The 17,588-nt window shown below is 60.5% G+C and carries 17 protein-coding genes; 12 read left to right on the top strand and 5 right to left on the bottom strand.

Annotated features, from left to right (window positions below; all coding sequences use genetic code 11):
- Positions 1 to 89: 89 nt before the first annotated feature.
- From pcsA to ACSQ2W_RS17560, 12 genes are all read left to right on the top strand, one after another.
- On the top strand, positions 90 to 815 hold the full coding sequence (gene pcsA / locus ACSQ2W_RS17615; protein WP_436087418.1) for a phosphatidylcholine synthase: 726 nt from the start codon (positions 90 to 92) through the stop codon (positions 813 to 815).
- A gap of 9 nt (positions 816 to 824) precedes the next feature.
- Positions 825 to 1,802 (top strand): quinone oxidoreductase family protein, encoded by a 978-nt coding sequence (locus ACSQ2W_RS17610; protein ID WP_436087417.1) that lies wholly within the window; start codon positions 825 to 827, stop codon positions 1,800 to 1,802.
- A gap of 42 nt (positions 1,803 to 1,844) precedes the next feature.
- Entirely contained in the window at positions 1,845 to 3,431 is a 1,587-nt protein-coding gene (locus ACSQ2W_RS17605; protein WP_436087416.1) for an ABC transporter ATP-binding protein, read from the top strand.
- Entirely contained in the window at positions 3,421 to 4,515 is a 1,095-nt protein-coding gene (locus ACSQ2W_RS17600) for an ABC transporter permease (RefSeq protein WP_436087415.1), read from the top strand. Before ACSQ2W_RS17605 ends, ACSQ2W_RS17600 begins: the two co-directional genes overlap by 11 nt.
- Positions 4,515 to 5,435: an ABC transporter permease gene (locus ACSQ2W_RS17595; RefSeq protein ID WP_436087414.1), complete on the top strand. Its 921-nt coding sequence runs from the start codon at positions 4,515 to 4,517 to the stop codon at positions 5,433 to 5,435. The genes ACSQ2W_RS17600 and ACSQ2W_RS17595 overlap by 1 nt, the downstream gene beginning before the upstream one ends.
- Positions 5,436 to 5,475: 40 nt before the next feature.
- The gene (locus tag ACSQ2W_RS17590) at positions 5,476 to 6,546 is read left to right on the top strand and encodes a BMP family ABC transporter substrate-binding protein (protein ID WP_436087413.1); all 1,071 of its coding nucleotides are present in this window, start codon (positions 5,476 to 5,478) and stop codon (positions 6,544 to 6,546) included.
- Positions 6,547 to 6,714: 168 nt separating this feature from the next.
- On the top strand, positions 6,715 to 7,677 hold the full coding sequence (gene ytfQ / locus ACSQ2W_RS17585; protein ID WP_436087412.1) for a galactofuranose ABC transporter, galactofuranose-binding protein YtfQ: 963 nt from the start codon (positions 6,715 to 6,717) through the stop codon (positions 7,675 to 7,677).
- Between the two features lie 210 nt (positions 7,678 to 7,887).
- A complete protein-coding gene (gene ytfR, locus ACSQ2W_RS17580; RefSeq protein ID WP_436087411.1) occupies positions 7,888 to 9,411 on the top strand; it encodes a galactofuranose ABC transporter, ATP-binding protein YtfR in 1,524 nt (507 codons plus the stop codon).
- Positions 9,408 to 10,406, top strand: coding sequence for an ABC transporter permease (locus ACSQ2W_RS17575; protein WP_436087410.1), 999 nt, complete (start codon positions 9,408 to 9,410; stop codon positions 10,404 to 10,406). The genes ytfR and ACSQ2W_RS17575 overlap by 4 nt, the downstream gene beginning before the upstream one ends.
- Complete coding sequence (gene yjfF / locus ACSQ2W_RS17570; protein WP_436087409.1) at positions 10,403 to 11,371, top strand: galactofuranose ABC transporter, permease protein YjfF; 969 nt, start codon at positions 10,403 to 10,405, stop codon at positions 11,369 to 11,371. Before ACSQ2W_RS17575 ends, yjfF begins: the two co-directional genes overlap by 4 nt.
- Positions 11,372 to 11,383: 12 nt before the next feature.
- On the top strand, positions 11,384 to 12,148 hold the full coding sequence (locus ACSQ2W_RS17565; protein ID WP_436087408.1) for a FadR/GntR family transcriptional regulator: 765 nt from the start codon (positions 11,384 to 11,386) through the stop codon (positions 12,146 to 12,148).
- Between the two features lie 183 nt (positions 12,149 to 12,331).
- The gene (locus tag ACSQ2W_RS17560; RefSeq protein WP_436087407.1) at positions 12,332 to 13,606 is read left to right on the top strand and encodes a hemolysin family protein; all 1,275 of its coding nucleotides are present in this window, start codon (positions 12,332 to 12,334) and stop codon (positions 13,604 to 13,606) included.
- A gap of 179 nt (positions 13,607 to 13,785) precedes the next feature.
- Here the strand turns inward: ACSQ2W_RS17560 and ACSQ2W_RS17555 are convergent, their stop codons facing one another.
- From ACSQ2W_RS17555 to trpD, 5 genes are all read right to left on the bottom strand, one after another.
- Positions 13,786 to 13,932 (bottom strand): hypothetical protein, encoded by a 147-nt coding sequence (locus ACSQ2W_RS17555; protein WP_436087406.1) that lies wholly within the window; start codon positions 13,930 to 13,932, stop codon positions 13,786 to 13,788.
- A 92-nt stretch (positions 13,933 to 14,024) separates the two neighbouring features.
- A complete protein-coding gene (locus ACSQ2W_RS17550) occupies positions 14,025 to 15,248 on the bottom strand; it encodes a molybdopterin molybdotransferase MoeA (protein WP_436087405.1) in 1,224 nt (407 codons plus the stop codon).
- Positions 15,248 to 15,736, bottom strand: a complete 489-nt coding sequence (moaC, locus tag ACSQ2W_RS17545) for a cyclic pyranopterin monophosphate synthase MoaC (protein WP_436087404.1) — start codon at positions 15,734 to 15,736, stop codon at positions 15,248 to 15,250. The genes ACSQ2W_RS17550 and moaC overlap by 1 nt, the downstream gene beginning before the upstream one ends.
- Positions 15,736 to 16,551, bottom strand: a complete 816-nt coding sequence (trpC, locus tag ACSQ2W_RS17540; protein ID WP_436087403.1) for an indole-3-glycerol phosphate synthase TrpC — start codon at positions 16,549 to 16,551, stop codon at positions 15,736 to 15,738. Before trpC ends, moaC begins: the two co-directional genes overlap by 1 nt.
- 11 nt (positions 16,552 to 16,562) lie before the next feature.
- Positions 16,563 to 17,576 carry an anthranilate phosphoribosyltransferase gene (gene trpD / locus ACSQ2W_RS17535; protein ID WP_436087402.1) on the bottom strand — a complete coding sequence of 338 codons (1,014 nt, stop codon included), beginning with the start codon at positions 17,574 to 17,576 and terminating at the stop codon, positions 16,563 to 16,565.
- Positions 17,577 to 17,588: the final 12 nt, after the last annotated feature.

Genomic DNA, 17,588 nt, shown 5'->3' with positions numbered 1-17,588 from the left:
CAAGGCGGGCAGAGGAGCGTGAGCTGTCGGCACTGGCCGGTTCATTGCGCTTCGGGGGAAGTGCAGAGTAAGGACGGGTGCGGCTGCCGATGAAGTTTTTCAATTACAAGCGCGTGCCCTACGCCGAAATCCGTGCCTTTTCCGTCCATATCCTCACCGCATCGGGCTCGTTCCTGGCCTTTCTCGGCGTTGTTGCCGCGGCGGAGCACCGGTTCGTCGATATGTTCTGGTGGCTCGGCCTTGCGCTGGCCGTCGATGGCATCGATGGGCCGATCGCCCGCAAGGTGCGGGTCAAGGAAGTGCTGCCGAACTGGTCCGGCGATACGCTCGACAACGTGATCGACTACGTCACCTATGTGCTCCTGCCAGCCTTCGCGCTCTATCAGAGCGGCATGATCGGCGAGCCCTGGTCCTTCGTCGCCGCCGGCGCCATTGTCATGTCGAGCGCCATCTATTACGCCGACATGGGCATGAAGACCGACGAATATTTCTTCTCCGGCTTTCCCGTCGTCTGGAACATGGTGGTGTTCACGCTGTTCGTCATCGACGCCAGCGAGATCGCTGCTTCGGTCGTGGTCTTCGTCTCGGTCTTCCTGACCTTCATGCCGATCAATTTCCTTCATCCGGTACGCGTCCAGCGGTTGCGATCGCTCAATGTTGCCGTCTTTGCCATCTGGTCCGTGCTCGGCATCTACGCGCTGCTGCTGCATTTCGACACACCCGGATGGGTCGTCGGCGGCGTGGTCGGCGCCGGCCTATATCTCTACGTCATCGGCTTTATCCTGCAGATATTTCCCCGTCTCGGGCGGGGTTGAGGAGGTTTCATGGCACAGGCCATTATGGTGCGCACGCTTGGCGGCCCGGACGTTCTGAAAATCGAGGGGATCACGCTGACGCCGCCCGGCCCGGGTGAAGTCCAGATTCGCCAGGTCGCCATCGGCGTGAACTTTATCGATGTCTACTTCCGCACCGGCCTCTATAAATCCGCCGAAGGCCTTCCCTTCATCCCGGGCAAGGAGGGCGCAGGCATCGTCACGGCGGTGGGCGATGGCGTGAGCACGTTCGCGGTCGGCGACCGCGTCGCCTATGCCTCCTCTGATGGTGCCTATAGCAGCGAGCGCAACGTCGAGGTTTCCCAGCTCGTGAAAGTGCCTGACGATATCACGCTGGAAACGGCCGCGGCGATGATGCTGAAGGGAATGACGGCACAGTATCTGCTCAACCAGACCTTCAAGGTCGGTCCGGAAACGACCCTGTTGTTCCATGCTGCCGCAGGCGGCGTCGGCCTGATCGCCGGGCAATGGGCGAAAGCGCTCGGCGCGACCGTGATCGGCACGGCCGGTTCGCAGGAGAAGATCGATCTCGCGCTCGCCCATGGCTATGACCACGTCATCAACTACCGCACGGATAATTTCGTCACCCGGGTCAAGGAGATCACCAACGGCAGGGGCGTCGATGTCGTCTATGATTCCGTCGGTCGCGACACTTTCCCCGCGTCGCTCGACTGCATCAAGCCGCGCGGCCTCTGGGTCAGCTTCGGCAATTCCTCCGGGCCGGTCGAAGGGGTCAATATCGGCATCCTCGCGCAAAAGGGATCATTGTTTGCAACGCGGCCGACGCTGTTCAGCTACGTCGCGACGCGGCCCGCTCTGGAGGTATGTGCAAACTCCCTGTTTGATGTTGTGCAAAGCAACAAAGTGCGTATCAATATCAACCAGACCTATGCGCTTGCCGATGCAAGCCAGGCGCATGTAGATCTCGAAGCAAGAAAAACGAGTGGAACAACATTGCTGATTCCTTGAGAAAAGCCGAAAAAAGGCAGACAAGGCAGCAAGATAAAGAAAATGAGGGATGGCGTGTCGGCTGAGCGACAACCCGCCAACAGTCCGTTGCTGGCTGTTGGCCAACTGACGAAACTGTTCGGCGCATTCGCTGCCTGCAACGGCATCGATCTCGATATCAAACCGGGTGAAATTCACGCCCTTCTCGGTGAGAACGGCGCGGGAAAATCGACGCTCGTCAAAATGCTGTTCGGTGTTCTGGCGCCGACCAGCGGCGAGATCGTCTGGCAGGGACAGCCGGTCCGGATAACCAGCCCAAGTGCCGCGCGCAGGCTCGGCATCGGCATGGTGTTCCAGCATTTTTCGCTGTTCGAGGCGTTGACGGTGGCGGAGAATATCGCACTGTCGATGGCGCCGGGCATCTCGCTGAACCGTATTGCGCAGGAGGCCTCCGCGCTGTCGCACAGCTATGGCCTGCCGCTCGATCCGAATGCGCATGTCGCAGACCTCTCGGTCGGCGAGCGTCAGCGCATTGAGATCGTTCGCGCGTTGCTGCAGAATCCGAAGCTGATCATCCTCGACGAACCGACCTCCGTGTTGACGCCGCAGGAGGCGGATCGACTGTTTGAAACGCTGAACAAACTCAAGGCCGAGGGTCGATCAGTCCTCTATATCAGCCATCGGCTGGAGGAGGTTCAACGCATCTGTGACCGTGCAACGGTCTTGCGGCACGGCAAGGTCACCGGCGCCTGCGACCCGCGCAGGGAAACGCCGTCTTCGCTGGCGCGCATGATGGTCGGCAGTGATGTTGCGCATGTGAGTGCGGAGGGAACGAGCGCGAAGGGCGCGGTAAAGCTGGAAGCCCGCCATCTTTCCGCGTCCGCGAGGACGCCGTTTGCGGTTTCGCTGAAAAACATCTGCTTCAAGGTGCATGCCGGCGAAGTGCTGGCCATTGCCGGCGTCGCGGGCAACGGGCAGGGTGAATTGTTCGATGCGCTGTCGGGTGAATATCCGGCTGGCAGCGACGATGTCGTGCGCATCGCCGACAGACCTGTCGGGACGCGCGGCATAAATGCCCGCCGGCTGATGGGCGCCGGTTTCGTGCCGGAAGAGCGCCATGGCCATGCGGCGGTGTCAGCCCTGTCCTTATCCGACAATCTCGTGCTCGCCCGCAACCAGTCCGACCGCAGGGCTTTTCTGGGCGGCGGCGTGCTTGGCCTTATTCGCCAGGATGCGGTCAAGAGGGCGACCAAACGTATCTCGCAAGCCATGGACGTGCGCAAGAGCGGCGAGAATCCGCCTGCCGGCTCGCTATCCGGCGGCAATCTGCAGAAATTCATTGTCGGCCGCGAACTCGATCGCCAGCCGACGGTGCTGGTCGTCAACCAACCGACCTGGGGCGTCGATGCGGGCGCTGCGAGCCGCATCCGCCAGGCGCTCGTCGATCTGGCCAAATCCGGCTCGGCCGTACTCGTCATCAGCCAGGATCTGGACGAGATTTTCGAAGTTGCGACCGAGATCGCCGTGATCAGCGAAGGCAGGCTTTCGGATATCTATCCAGCGGCCGAGCTCTCGCGTGAAAAGATCGGCCTGCTGATGGGCGGCATGTATAGCGAGACCGAGACTGCGGAGACAGCGCATGCGCATTGAACTGGAAAGACGCCCCGAGGTCTCCAAGCTGTTCTCGATCCTGTCGCCGGTCATCGCGCTGGCACTGACGATGATCTTCGGCGGTATCATGTTCATGCTGCTCGGCAAGAACCCGGTGACTGCCCTCTACAGTTTCTTCATCGAGCCGCTGATGGAGGTCTGGTCGCTGCATGAACTGGCCATCAAGGCGGCACCGTTGATCCTGATCGGCGTCGGGCTATCGGTCTGCTACCGGTCGAACAACTGGAACATCGGTGCAGAGGGTCAGTTCATTGCGGGCGCCATCGCCGGCTCGATCCTGCCGGTGGTCTTCTATGAATGGCATTCGCCGCTGGTGCTGCCGCTGATGCTTCTGCTCGGCATGCTGGGCGGCGCGCTGTTTGCCGGGATTCCGGCACTTCTCAAGGCGCATCTCAACACCAACGAAATCCTGACCAGCCTGATGCTCGTTTATGTCGCGCAGCTGTTTCTGGACTGGCTGGTACGCGGGTACTGGCGCAATCCGGGCGGTTTGAATTTCCCGGAGACGCGGACTTTTGACCCGGTTGCCGTCTTGCCCGAGATAGTCGCCTCCGGACGAACCCATTGGGGCTTCGGCTTTGCCATCCTCGCGGCAGTCGTCATCTGGTTCATGATGCGCTACACGCTGAAGGGGTTTGAAATCACCGTGCTCGGCCAGTCCGAGCGGGCAGGGCGCTTTGCCGGGTTCTCGTCGCGCAAGATGATCTGGTTTTCGATGCTTCTCTCCGGCGCGCTCGCCGGCCTTGCCGGCATCTCGGAGGTCAGTGGCGCGATCCAGCAGTTACGGCCGGTCATTTCGCCAGGCTACGGCTTCACCGCCATCATCGTCGCCTTCCTCGGACGGCTTAACCCGCTCGGCATCGTCGTCGCCGGCCTTGTGCTGGCGCTGACCTATCTCGGCGGCGAGGCGGCGCAATTGTCGCTCGGCGTCTCCGACAAGGTGACCCGTGTCTTCCAGGGCCTTCTGTTGTTCTTCGTGCTCTCCTGCGACACGCTGATCCGCTACAAGATCAGGCTCGTCTTGTCGAACCTGACGGGAACGGCCACGGAAGGAGCCCATTGATGGGTATTTTCGAAGCCATCCTCCTGACGGTCATCACCGCAGCGACGCCGTTGGTCCTGGCGGCGGTCGGCGAACTCGTTACGGAACGGTCCGGCGTGCTCAATCTGGGCGTCGAGGGCATGATGATCATGGGCGCGGCTTGCGCCTTCATGGCAACGCAGATGACGGGATCCCCCTATGTCGGCATTCTCGCCGGCATCGCGTCCGGCGCCTTGTTCTCGATGTTGTTCGGTTTCCTGACTTTAACGCTTGTGGCCAATCAGGTTGCGACAGGTCTGGCGTTGACCATCCTCGGTCTCGGCGTATCCGGCATGATCGGCGAAGCCTATGTCGGCCAGTCCGGTATCAAACTCCCCCAGATCGTCTTTCCGGTCCTGTCGGACATCCCGTTCCTCGGCCGTCTGCTGTTCAGGCAGGACCTGATCTTCTACCTCTCGATCGCCGTCGTCGCCGGCGTCCACTGGTTCCTGTTCAGGAGCCGCGCCGGGCTGAAGCTGCGTTCCGTCGGCGACAGCCACGCGTCGGCCCATGCGCTGGGCATCGACGTCATCCGCATGCGCTATCTCGCCGTCATGTTCGGTGGCGCCTGTGCAGGCCTGGCGGGAGCCCAGCTGTCCTTGGTCTACACGCCGCAATGGGTGGAAAACATGTCGGCGGGGCGCGGCTGGATCGCGCTGGCACTGGTTGTTTTTGCCTCGTGGCGGCCGTGGCGGGTGGTTGCCGGCGGCTATCTGTTTGGTGCGGTTTCGATCAGCCAGTTGCACGCCCAGGCGTTCGGTATCGGGATTCCCTCGCAGTTTCTTTCTGCTCTTCCCTATCTGGCGACGATTTTCGTCCTAATTCTCATCTCGCACAATCGGCGCACGACGCTGATCAACACGCCGGCATCACTCGGTAAACCGTTTGTGCCGGACCGGTAAACAAGAACAACAACGCAAACCTAAACCTACAGGGGTCACAATGAAAAAAATTCTCTTCGCACTCGCAACCACGGCGGCCGTTCTCGGTTTTTCCGCCGCGGCAAGCGCACAGGAAAAGGCCAAGGTCTGCTTCGTCTATGTCGGTTCCAAGACCGATGGCGGCTGGACGCAGGCCCATGACCTTGGCCGTCAGGAACTCGAAAAAGCGCTAGGCGACAAGGTCGAGACGCAGTTCCTCGAGAATGTTCCGGAAGGCCCGGACGCGGAACGCGCCATCGAGCGTCTGGCCCGCTCCGGCTGCGGCCTGATCTTCACCACGTCCTTCGGCTTCATGGATGCGACGGTCAAGATCGCCGGGAAATTCCCGGACGTGAAGTTCGAGCATGCGACGGGCTACAAGACGGCTCCCAACCTTGCGACCTATAACAGCCGCTTCTATGAAGGCCGTTATATCCAGGGCCAGATTGCGGCCAAGATCTCGCAGAAGGGCGTCGCGGGTTACATCGCTTCCTTCCCAATTCCGGAAGTGGTGATGGGTATCAACTCCTTCGTCACGGGCGCTCGCACCATCAACCCGGACTTCAAGATCAAGGTCGTCTGGGCAAACACCTGGTTCGACCCCGGCAAGGAAGCAGACGCCGCCAAGGCGCTGATCGACCAGGGCGTCGATGTGCTCACCCAGCATACCGACACCACGGCTCCGATGCAGGTTGCCGCCGAGCGCGGCATCAAGGCCTTCGGCCAGGCCTCCGACATGATCAAGGCAGGTCCGCAAACGCAGCTGACGGCGATCGTCGATACCTGGGGCGCCTATTACATCAAGCGCACGCAGGCCTTCATCGACGGCAAGTGGGAAACCACCTCGAGCTGGGACGGCCTGAAGGACGGCATCCTGACGATGGCGCCCTACACCAACATGCCGGAAGACGTGAAGGCGATGGCTGAGGCGACCGAAGCCAAGATCAGGTCCGGTGAGCTGAAGCCGTTCACTGGCCCGTTGAAGAAGCAGGACGGTTCGGAATGGCTGAAGGCCGGCGAATCGTCTGATGACGGCACGCTGCTCGGCATGAATTTCTACGTCGAAGGCGTGGACGACAAGCTGCCGCAGTAATTTCCGACATCATTCCATGTGCAATCAGGGAGGGTGGCCGCAAGGCTGCCCTCTTTTGATTCCGGCTTGGGAAAATTTGCGAAACTGCCCGAAGTCCTGTTTACATAAATCATATAGTATGATTTTTTACCCTCGCTGCTGAGGAGCAGCTTTCTTTGGGAGGACATCATGAAAATCAAGACTGCACTTAGCTGTGCCACGATTCTGGCTGCCTGCATGTTCGGTTCGGCCTCTGCCGCCGATCTGACGATCGGTTTTTCGCAGATCGGGTCGGAATCCGGCTGGCGTGCCGCTGAAACCACACTGACCAAGCAGCAGGCTGAAAAGCGCGGCATCGACCTGAAATTCGCCGACGCACAGCAGAAGCAGGAGAATCAGATCAAGGCGCTGCGCTCCTTTATCGCGCAGGGCGTCAATGCCATCCTGATCGCCCCGGTTGTGGCCACCGGCTGGGACGAAGTGTTGACGGAAGCCAAGGATGCGGAAATTCCGGTGATCCTGCTCGACCGCACGGTCGATTCGTCGGATGACCTTTACCTGACGGCGGTCACGTCTGATCTCGTGCATGAAGGTAATGTCGCTGGCAAGTGGCTGGTCGACACCGCTGGTGGCAAACCGTGCAATGTCGTCGAGCTTCAGGGCACCACCGGTTCATCCCCGGCAATCGATCGCAAGAAGGGTTTCGAGGAAGCGTTGAAGGGCCACGACAATCTGAAGATCGTCCGCAGCCAGACCGGTGACTTCACCCGCACCAAGGGCAAGGAAGTCATGGAAAGCTTCCTGAAAGCGGAAGACGGCGGCAAGAACATCTGCGCGCTTTACGCTCACAATGACGACATGGCCGTCGGTGCGATCCAGGCGATCAAGGAAGCCGGACTGAAGCCGGGCAAGGACATCCTCGTTGTGTCGATCGACGCCGTTCCGGACATCTTCCAGGCCATGGCGGCTGGCGAAGCGAATGCGACGGTCGAACTGACACCGAACATGGCCGGTCCGGCGCTCGATGCGCTCGATGCCTTCCTGAAGGACGGTACCAAGCCAGCCAAGTGGATCCAGACGGAATCGAAGCTCTATACCCAGGCAGACGATCCGCAGAAGGTTTACGAGGAGAAGAAGGGCCTCGGCTACTGATTGACCGGTCATCGCGAGACGGTGATGCTTCCTGTCTGCGGACAGGAAGCATTGGCCGGGACGCGATTCCGGTAGAGTCGCCTTTAAAGCCGCTGATCGCCGCAGATGCCTGACGCTTGGCACCCGCCCGATATGAAGCGGGACGGTGGCACAGTTTGCGGCAATCCGTAAGTTACGGGTGACCTACGTTTCTCTAGGACGCTGGTTTTCATGCACAACAATACCAACGATATTCTGACCGCTTCCGGGATCATGAAAACTTTTCCGGGCGCAATTGCGCTCGACAAAGTCAATTTCTCGCTCGCCCGCGGTGAAGTGCACGCCCTTCTCGGCGAGAACGGGGCAGGCAAATCCACACTGATCAAATGCATGACAGGCGCTTACCGCCGCGATGCCGGCACGTTGACGCTCGATGGCACTGAGATCGATCCGCATGACACGCTCGACGCCCAGAAGCTGGGGATTGGCACGGTTTACCAGGAGGTGAACCTGCTCGGAAATCTGAGCGTAGCCGAAAATCTCTTTCTCGGCCGTCAGCCGCGCCGCTTCGGCCTCGTCCAGACCGGTGAGATGAAAAAGCGCGCCAATGCGCTGCTGGCGCAATACGGCATCGACATCAACGTCTCTGCAGCGCTTGACAGCTATTCGGTGGCGATCCAGCAGGTGGTGGCGATTGCACGGGCCGTCGATCTCTCCGGCAAGGTGCTGATCCTCGACGAGCCGACCGCCAGTCTCGATGCGCAGGAAGTGGAGATGCTGTTTCGCATCGTCCGCGACCTGAAGGCGAGGGGGCTCGGGATCGTCTTCATTACGCATTTCCTCGAACAGGTCTACGAACTCTCAGACCGAATCACCGTGTTGCGCAACGGCCAGCTGGTCGGCACACGCGAGACCGCGTCTCTGCCGCGCCGGGAGCTTGTGACCATGATGCTCGGCCATGAGCTTCAGTCCGCCGAAAAGGCGGTGGCGGCAGCCGAAACATCGAGCGGATCGGTGCAGTTTCGTTTTTCCAACTATGGAAAGACCGGCACGATCAAGCCTTTCGATCTCGAAGTACGCAAAGGCGAGGTCGTCGGTATCGCCGGCCTGTTGGGCTCGGGGCGCACTGAAACCGCAGAATTGCTGTTCGGTGTCCACAAGGCCGATAGTGGCACGGCCGAAGTTGGCGGCAAGCCTATCAACCTTTCATCGCCACGGGCTGCGATCGCCGCGCGTTTCGGTTTCTGCCCCGAGGACCGCAAATTCGACGGCATTATCGGCGAACTGTCGGTGCGCGAAAACATCGCCCTTGCGCTGCAGGCGCGGCGAGGCTGGGCGCGTCCGCTGTCCGCGGCTGAACAGAGCGCCCTTGCAGATCGCTACATCAAGGCGCTCGATATCCGCACCAGCGACCGCGAAAAGCCGATCAGGCTTCTGTCCGGCGGCAACCAGCAGAAAGCCATCCTGGCGCGCTGGCTGGCAACCAACCCGGAATTTCTCATTCTCGACGAACCGACGCGCGGCATCGATGTCGGCGCCCACGCCGAAATCATCCGGCTCATCGGCGAACTCTGCGCGCAAGGCATGTCGCTGATCGTCATTTCGTCGGAACTTGAGGAACTTGTGGCCTACAGTTCGCGGGTCATCGTGCTCAGGGACCGCGCGCATGTGGCGGAACTGACGGGCAGCGAGATCACCACGGAACACATCGTCAATGCCATCGCCGCCGCGCCCGGCGTGGGAGAAACTCCATGATCGAAAGTGCAGCACGTCTCGGCCACCGATTGCTTCCCCAGCTTGTCGCGCTGACAATCATCCTTCTGCTGATCTGGCTCGTCTTTCCGGGTTTCTTTTCGATGGAAATCCAGAATGGCCGACTCTACGGCAGCGTTATCGACATTCTCAACCGCGGTGCTCCCGTCGCCCTTCTGGCGGTCGGCATGACCGTCGTCATCGCCACCAAGGGGATCGACCTGTCCGTTGGTGCCGTCATGGCGATTTGCGGCGCAGTCGCCGCCGCCTCCAGCGTGCGGGGGGATCCGCTGATTGTCACCTTGTTGCTCGCCATCGGCACGGGCCTTGCTTGCGGCGTCTGGAATGGCTTTCTCGTCTCGGTTCTCAACATCCAGCCGATCATCGCCACGCTTGTGCTCATGGTCGCCGGACGCGGCATCGCACAGCTGGTGACCGAGGGCGCAATCCTTACCTTCAATGATCCGGGCCTCATCTTCATCGGCAGCGGCGCTTTCGCAGGTCTGCCGATGCCCGTCGTCATATGGCTGGCATTCGGTATCGCAGTTACGCTTCTGGTGCGGCGAACGGCGCTCGGCATGTTGATCGAGGCTGTTGGCATCAACCGCCGCGCCAGCACGCTGTCGGGCATCCAGACACCACTTTTGCTGATGGCGGCCTATATGCTTTCGGGCCTCTGCGCGGCGATCGCCGGACTGATCGTGACCGCCGACATCAAGGGCGCGGACGCCAACAATGCGGGGCTTTGGCTCGAGTTGGACGCAATCCTCGCGGTCGTCGTGGGAGGCACGTCTCTGCTCGGTGGCCGTTTCAGCATCATTGCTTCCCTGGCAGGCGCGATGATCATCCAGGCTGTGAACACCGGCATCCTTCTCTCCGGTTTCCCGCCCGAGTTCAACCTGATCATCAAGGCCGCCATCATTGTCATCATCCTGGTCATCCAGTCGCCGCGTGTGCAGACTGGCGTGACCTTTCTCAGCCGAAAATCCATCCGATGAACCAGAAATACCTTCCGCTGATTGCAACCATCATCATTTTCATCGTTTCCTATGCGGCCTGTGCCGCGCAGTATCCGAACATCCTGTCGACGCGTGTGATCGGCAACCTCCTGACCGACAACGCCTTTCTCGGCATCGCCGCCGTCGGCATGACCTTCGTTATCCTGTCCGGCGGCATCGACCTGTCGATCGGCTCGGTCATCGCCTTCACCGGCATCTTCCTTGCGGTCATACTGGAGAGCACCAGCATCCACCCGCTCGCGGCGTTCGCCCTTGTTCTTGTGATCACCACGCTGTTCGGCGCGATCATGGGCGCGATTATCCACTATCTGGAGATGCCGGCCTTCATCGTCACGCTCGCTGGCATGTTCCTGGCGCGCGGCATGGCCTTCGTGCTGTCGATCGATTCCATCCCGATCAAACACCCGTTCTATGCCACGATGAAGAGCTTCTACTACAAACTGCCGGGCGGTGGACGGATTACGATGATCGGCGGATTGATGCTTCTGGTCTTTGCAATAGGCATCCTGCTTGCCCAACGGACACGCTTCGGCACCAATGTCTACGCGCTCGGCGGTGGTGCGCAAACCTCGGCCCTGATGGGCGTTCCGGTCGGACGCACGACGATTTTGATCTACGGCCTGTCGGGCTTTCTCGCCGGACTTTCGGGAATCGTTTATTCCCTATACACATCAGCAGGTTATTCGCTCGCAACCGTCGGTGTCGAGTTGGACGCGATTGCCGCGGTGGTAATCGGAGGAACGCTTCTGACAGGAGGCGCCGGGTTTGTTGGAGGAACACTCGTCGGCGTTTTGATCCAGGGATTGATCCAGACCTACATCACTTTCGATGGCTCGCTATCGAGTTGGTGGACGAAAATTCTGATCGGTGCTTTGCTGTTTGCATTCATACTCATGCAAAAGGTCATCCTGTTGTTGTCGCGCCAGAACAAGAGGTATTCCTGAGGAGGGAGTTACTTGCGTAAGGGTCTGCTCGAAACCGTCATTACCGGTGCCAAAACGCGCACAAGTCACGCGCAGGTGGTGGACGAACTGGGCAAAGCGATTGTCTCGGGAGAGTTTCCCGTCGGCTCCATCCTGCCCGGAGACCCGGAGCTTGCGATGCGATTCAAGGTTTCCCGCACTGTTTTGCGCGAAGCAATGAAGACCTTGGCAGCAAAGGGCCTGATCGTGCCGCGTGCCCGGATAGGGACACGAGTCACCGCCAAAAACCAATGGAATCTGTTCGATGGCGATGTGCTGACCTGGCACTTCCACCGCGGCGTCGACGAGGAATTTCTCTATCACCTAAGCGAGATCCGCCTGGCGTTCGAGCCGCATGCGGCAGCCCTTGCTGCGGCCAATGCCACCGAAGCGCAAATCAGCGGGATGATGCGGCTGGCTGTCGCCATGGGTGACCCCGAGCACACCGCCGAGACGCTGGCCATGGCCGATCTGCGCCTTCATCTGGCTATACTCGAGGCTTCCGGCAACCCGTTCATGCGCACCGTCGGCAGTCTGATCGAGGCAGCACTCGTCGGTATCTTCAAATTGAGCTCGCCCGCATCCGGCCGGGAGCTCATCGACGATGTCGCGCGCACCCATATCCGCATCGTCGAGCAGATCAGCCGGCGCGACGAGGCCGGCGCTCGCGCTGCGATGGAGAATGTCATCCGCGTCGGGCGGGACCGCGTTCGCGCGTCGCTTCGGGAACTTGCCGAAACCACACCCCCCGGCCGATAGGACATGGCGTCCGCGTGCAAAACCCGGACGTGTTCGTTCTGACAATTGGAACCTTTTGGCAAAAGAACGGCAATTCCACCGTTACTGCCTTGCTGCGATTATATCTTCCGCCTATTTGATAGGGCTACAGCGTGTGCGCCGCGTATCCGGCACGCAGATCTCCATCAACGGTGTCTGAGGGTTATGTTCGAACTGATTGTCATTTTCGTGCTCTTATTGATCAATGCGTTCTTTGCGCTTTCGGAAATGGCAATCGTATCGGCAAGCCGGCCTCTGCTGCGGCAGATGACAAAACAGGGGAACTACCGTGCCGAACTGGCGCTGCGGCTTGCAGAAGAGCCTGGGAAATTCCTCTCGACGGTCCAGGTCGGAATCACGTTGGTCGGCACGCTGGCCGGTACCTATGGCGGCGCCACCATCGCCGAAAAAATTGCGCCGGCGCTCAACGCCATCAATTGGATCAATCCCTACGGCCATACCGTCGCGGTTGCGATCGTCGTCACATTCATCACCTACATGTCGGTGGTGATCGGGGAGCTTATCCCGAAGCAATTGGCCCTGAAGAACTCGGAAGGTGTAGCGATGTTCGTCGCCCGGCCGATGTCGTTCCTCTCGCGGCTCGCGGCTCCCATCGTTTATCTGTTCGAGATGTCTGCCTCGCTGTTCATGCAGATATTCGGCATATCAAGCAACAACGACCAAGTGACGGAAGAGGAGGTGCAGGCGATCATGGCCGAGGGCGTCGAAAGCGGCGCGATCGAGAAATCGGAACACGAGATGCTGCGGCGGATCATCCGGCTTGGCGACCGCAACGTCAAATCGATCATGACGCATCGCACCGAAGTGAGCTTCATTGAAGCCACCGATTCTCTCGAATCGATCCGCGCCAAGATCGAGCAGTCTTCGCATTCCCGCTATCCGGTTCTGGATGCGAGCGGTGAGGTGCTGGGCGCGGTCCTTGTCAAGGAAGTGCTGAATGCGCCGGGCAGGGGCTTCAATATTCGCAGCTTCATCAAGGATATTCATACATTGCCGGAAACGGCCTCCTGCTTGAAGGCCCTCGAGGCCTTCAAGTCGTCGCACATCAACATGGCGATGATCGTCGATGAATATGGCAGCATCGAAGGCATCATCACCATCGCCGATATTCTCGAGGCGATCGTCGGCGTCCTGCCGTCCAACTACGACGACATCGAGCACGCGCTGATCCGCTTACGCGATGACGGCTCCTATCTGGTCGACGGACGCACGCCGATCGATGAAATCCATCTGACGATCGGCATCAATGAAATCGATTCAGACGGAAATTACGAAACGATCTCCGGTTTCCTGGTGCAGCAGTTGCGCAAGAACCCGGAGGAGGGCGATGTCACGGAAGCCTTCGGATATCGCTTCGAGGTCATCGATATGGACGGCCGCCGCATCGACAAGATCCTGGTCTCGCGTTCTGCCCATTGAAGCTGAACCCCATGCCCTTGAAAAGCAAAAAGGCCGGGACAAACCCGACCTTTCCCCAATTCGCCTTGCGTATGACCTGCTAGTCCATCCGTAGTCAGGTCAACTGGACGAATTATTCGACTGCATTGGTTAATAAATGATTGCTTTGTCGATTTCGTGACAGAACCTTGAAGGCTTTTTTAATTTTCCTGGATCGAAACGCCACCTTCGCCGATCTTCAATTCGATGCCGGCCGGCTGGGTTTCCTTGTCATAAACATAGATCCCGAGGATCACGACGAGGACGGCGAGACCCCCGATGATCATGTAGAGCGCGTTGCGACTCACGGCGGTTCCTTCCATCCGCAACCGTCATTTACTCGACAGTAGATAGGCGCACGCGGGCGTTCGGGAAGGGCGGAAAGTCGAGGAATAAGCGGTTAGAGAGCCGGTTGCCGCAGTATCAGGATATCGCAGATGGTTCCGGCTTTCGCTTCCGGCGCAAACGGTGCTCGAATGATCAGGCAATCGGACTGGGCGAAGACCTGCATCATCGAGGAATCCTGACGCGAGAACCTCTCTACCTTCAGTGCGCCGTCGCTGTCGCGGGATAGCCGCGCGCGAACATAGTCCTGGCGCTTGTCGTTGGCGGCAAGCGCGGTCACAGTCATTGCCTTGCCGCTGCGGTCGCGCAAGGGCAGGGAGCCGAGATGGCGCAGCAGCGGTTCGAGGAACAGTAGGGCGCAGACGAGGCTCGAGACCGGGTTTCCGGGGAGGCCGAGCACGGTGATGCCATCGAGCGTTCCGACCATCAGCGGCTTACCGGGACGCATGGCGATCTGCCAGAAATCGAGCGTCATGCCACTTGCGACCAGCGTCGATTGGACGAGGTCGTGATCTCCGACCGAAGCACCCCCAAGGGTGACAAGCACGTCAGCACCGGCGGCTTTCGCCTCGGCGACGGCCGCGGAGATGGCGGTCTTGTCATCGCGAACGATCCCGAGATCGATGACCTCGGCACCGTTGTCGCGCGCGATCGCAGCCACGCCATATGTATTGGAAGCGATGATCTGGTCCGGTCCCGGAAGGCTTCCGGGCGGCAGCAGTTCGTCGCCGGTTGCTAGGATCGCGACTTTCGGGCGCATGAAAACCGGAAGTTCGGGATGGTTCATGCCGGCGGCAATGGTCAGCCGCCCTGCATCCAGCAGTTCGCCTTTCCGCAGCACCACGTCGCCGGCACGAAAATCCTGCCCCTTCGGCCGGATATGGCGGCCCTTTCCGGGATCGAAAGTGGTGCGGATGCGCTTGTCCGCGATAATCTCCGCGTCTTCTTGGATCAGCACGGTGTCTGCGCCGGACGGCACCGGCGCACCGGTAAAGATGCGCACGACCTCGCCGGGGCCGACATGCCCTGCGAAGCCGCGTCCCGCAGCAGACTGGCCGATAACCGTCAGCTCTGCGCCGACGACGGCAAAGTCCTCGTAGCGGCCGGCATAACCGTCCATGGCAGAGTTGTCGAAGGCCGGATGCGTCAGCCTTGCGGCGACATTCTCGGCCAGCACGCGGCCTACGGCGGCGTGCAGCCCGATCATCTCAGAGCGCCGTATAGGCGTTACTCCACGAAGCAACCTGCCCAGCGCATCCGAAACAGGTAGCAAAGCCATCAACCCTCCTTGCGGACATAATCACCTGAGCGTCCGCCGGATTTCTGCACAAGCCGGATGCCGCCGATCTCCATCTCCCGATCGGCCGCCTTGGCCATGTCGTAGATCGTCAGGCAGGCGACGCTTGCGGCAGTCAGCGCTTCCATTTCAACGCCAGTGCGGCCGGTAAGTTTGGCCATCGTCTCGATCCGCAGGCCTGGCAGGGCTTCGTCGGGGGTAATCTCCACGGAGACCTTGGAGAGCATGAGGGGATGGCAGAGCGGAATGAGATTGGCCGTCTGCTTGGCCGCCATGATGCCGGCGAGACGCGCGGTGGCGATCACATCGCCTTTCTTGGCGTTGCCCTTGAGAATGAGGTCAAGCGTTTCCGGCCGCATCCGGACATATCCCTCGGCAACGGCAATGCGGACGGTCTGTTCCTTGTCGCCGACGTCAACCATATTGGCCTCGCCGCCGGCGCCGATATGGGTAAGGGAGGGCTTGGGCATCACTCGGCGGCCAGGGTGCCGGCAGAACCGGTGAGAAGGGCACGCGTCGCGGCCGCGACATCGTCCTTGCGCATCAGGCTCTCGCCGACGAGGAAGGTGGAGATGCTGCTTTTTGCCAACCGGGTGCAGTCATCATGCGTGAAGATGCCGCTTTCGCCGACCAGCAGCCGGTCGGCGGGAACCAGCGGTGCCAGCTTCTCGGAGAGGGCGATATCGACCTCGAAGGTTTTCAGGTTGCGATTGTTGATGCCGACGAGCGGTGAGGTGAGTTTCAACGCACGCTCGAGTTCCTCCTCGTCGTGGACCTCGACAAGCACGTCCATTCCGAGCGAAAACGCCTCGTCCTCAAGCCTTTGTGCATCGCTGTCGTTGAGCGATGCCATGATGAGCAGGATGCAGTCGGCACCCCAGGCGCGGGCTTCATGAACCTGATAGGTGTCGAACATGAAGTCTTTGCGCAGCGCCGGAAGCAAACAGGCGTTTCGCGCGGACGTCAGAAACGCGGGCGCGCCCTGGAAGCTTGGACTGTCGGTCAGCACGGAAAGGCAGGCGGCGCCGCCAGCCTCGTAGGCCTTCGCAAGAGCCGGCGGGTCGAAATCCGCACGGATGAGGCCTTTGGAGGGGCTTGCCTTCTTGATCTCGGCGATCAGCCCGAAGCAGCCCTGGGCACGCTTTGCGGCGAGGGCCTTGAAGAAACCCCGCGGCGCTTCCTGACCCGCAGCTATCGCCTTCAGATCGGCAAGGGCGACGACGGCTTTGGCCGCAGCAATTTCCTCGCGCTTGTAGATCTCGATCTTCTGCAGAATGTCGGCCATCGAATGTCCCCTCACGCCGCGTTCGAAACGCGGATAAGCCGTTCCAGCGTTGCCTTCGCCGCGCCGCTTGTCAGTGACTGGCGGGCGAGCGCCATGCCTTCGCTGAGATCCGACGCGCGTCCCGCAATCATCAGCGAGGCCGCTGCATTGGCAAGCGAAATATCCCGGTAAGGCGTGGCATCGCCCTCAAGCACGCCCTTGAGCGCCGCGGCATTATGTGCACCGTCGCCGCCCTTGAGATCGGCAAGCAGAACTGTCTCCAGCCCGAAGTCACTCGGCGTCAACTCGAAAGTGCGAATAGCACCGTTTTCAAGCGCTGCGACCTGCGTCACGCCGGTCGTGGTTATTTCGTCGAGGCCCTCGCCATGCACGACCCAGACGCTTTTCGAACCGAGATCGCGCAGCACTTCGGCGACCGGAATAAGCCATTGCGGCGCAAAGACGCCAACAAGCTGCTGTGTGACGCCTGCCGGATTCGACAGGGGCCCAAGCAGATTGAAGATCGTCCGCGTGCCGAGTTCGACGCGAGTCGGGCCGACATGGCGCATGGCCGAATGATGCTGTTGTGCGAACATGAAGCCGAGGCCGGCTTCCGAGATGCAGCGCGAAATGGCCTCGGGTCCAATATCGAGTTTGACACCGAGGCACGACAGCGCGTCCGCCGTGCCGGACTTGGAACTCAGAGCACGGTTGCCATGCTTGGCCACCGGCACGCCGGCACCGGCAACGATCAGCGCCGCCAGGGTGGAAATATTGAAGGTCCCGGCGCCATCGCCGCCGGTTCCAACAATGTCGATGGCGTCGGCCGGTGCCTTGACGGTCAGCATGCGTGCCCGCATGGCGCCAACCGCGCCGACGATCTCGTCCACCGTCTCGCCGCGCACGCGCAGCGCCATCAGGAAGCCGCCGATCTGCGAAGGCGTTGCTTCGCCCGACATGATGATCTCGAATGCGGCGCGTGCTTCCTCGCGGTTGAGCGCTTCTCCCGCTGCGGCCTTGGCGACAAAAGGCTTCAAATCCGGCATGCAGGTATTCCT

The sequence above is a fragment of the Pararhizobium sp. LjRoot255 genome (assembly GCF_964252905.1).
Taxonomy (GTDB): domain Bacteria; phylum Pseudomonadota; class Alphaproteobacteria; order Rhizobiales; family Rhizobiaceae; genus Pararhizobium.
This window is presented reverse-complemented; position numbering and strand designations above follow the sequence as displayed.

Bases quoted from the DNA above. Each gene is read 5' to 3' on its own strand.
- trpC (WP_436087403.1), bottom strand. From the start codon at position 16,551: ATGGCCGACATTCTGCAGAAGATCGAGATCTACAAGCGCGAGGAAATT.
- ACSQ2W_RS17600 (WP_436087415.1), top strand. From the start codon at position 3,421: ATGCGCATTGAACTGGAAAGACGCCCCGAGGTCTCCAAGCTGTTCTCG.
- ACSQ2W_RS17605 (WP_436087416.1), top strand. From the start codon at position 1,845: ATGAGGGATGGCGTGTCGGCTGAGCGACAACCCGCCAACAGTCCGTTG.
- ACSQ2W_RS17575 (WP_436087410.1), top strand. From the start codon at position 9,408: ATGATCGAAAGTGCAGCACGTCTCGGCCACCGATTGCTTCCCCAGCTT.
- ACSQ2W_RS17595 (WP_436087414.1), top strand. From the start codon at position 4,515: ATGGGTATTTTCGAAGCCATCCTCCTGACGGTCATCACCGCAGCGACG.
- ACSQ2W_RS17610 (WP_436087417.1), top strand. From the start codon at position 825: ATGGCACAGGCCATTATGGTGCGCACGCTTGGCGGCCCGGACGTTCTG.
- ytfQ (WP_436087412.1), top strand. From the start codon at position 6,715: ATGAAAATCAAGACTGCACTTAGCTGTGCCACGATTCTGGCTGCCTGC.
- yjfF (WP_436087409.1), top strand. From the start codon at position 10,403: ATGAACCAGAAATACCTTCCGCTGATTGCAACCATCATCATTTTCATC.
- ACSQ2W_RS17560 (WP_436087407.1), top strand. From the start codon at position 12,332: ATGTTCGAACTGATTGTCATTTTCGTGCTCTTATTGATCAATGCGTTC.
- trpD (WP_436087402.1), bottom strand. From the start codon at position 17,576: ATGCCGGATTTGAAGCCTTTTGTCGCCAAGGCCGCAGCGGGAGAAGCG.
- ACSQ2W_RS17550 (WP_436087405.1), bottom strand. From the start codon at position 15,248: ATGGCTTTGCTACCTGTTTCGGATGCGCTGGGCAGGTTGCTTCGTGGA.
- ACSQ2W_RS17590 (WP_436087413.1), top strand. From the start codon at position 5,476: ATGAAAAAAATTCTCTTCGCACTCGCAACCACGGCGGCCGTTCTCGGT.
- pcsA (WP_436087418.1), top strand. From the start codon at position 90: ATGAAGTTTTTCAATTACAAGCGCGTGCCCTACGCCGAAATCCGTGCC.
- ytfR (WP_436087411.1), top strand. From the start codon at position 7,888: ATGCACAACAATACCAACGATATTCTGACCGCTTCCGGGATCATGAAA.
- moaC (WP_436087404.1), bottom strand. From the start codon at position 15,736: ATGCCCAAGCCCTCCCTTACCCATATCGGCGCCGGCGGCGAGGCCAAT.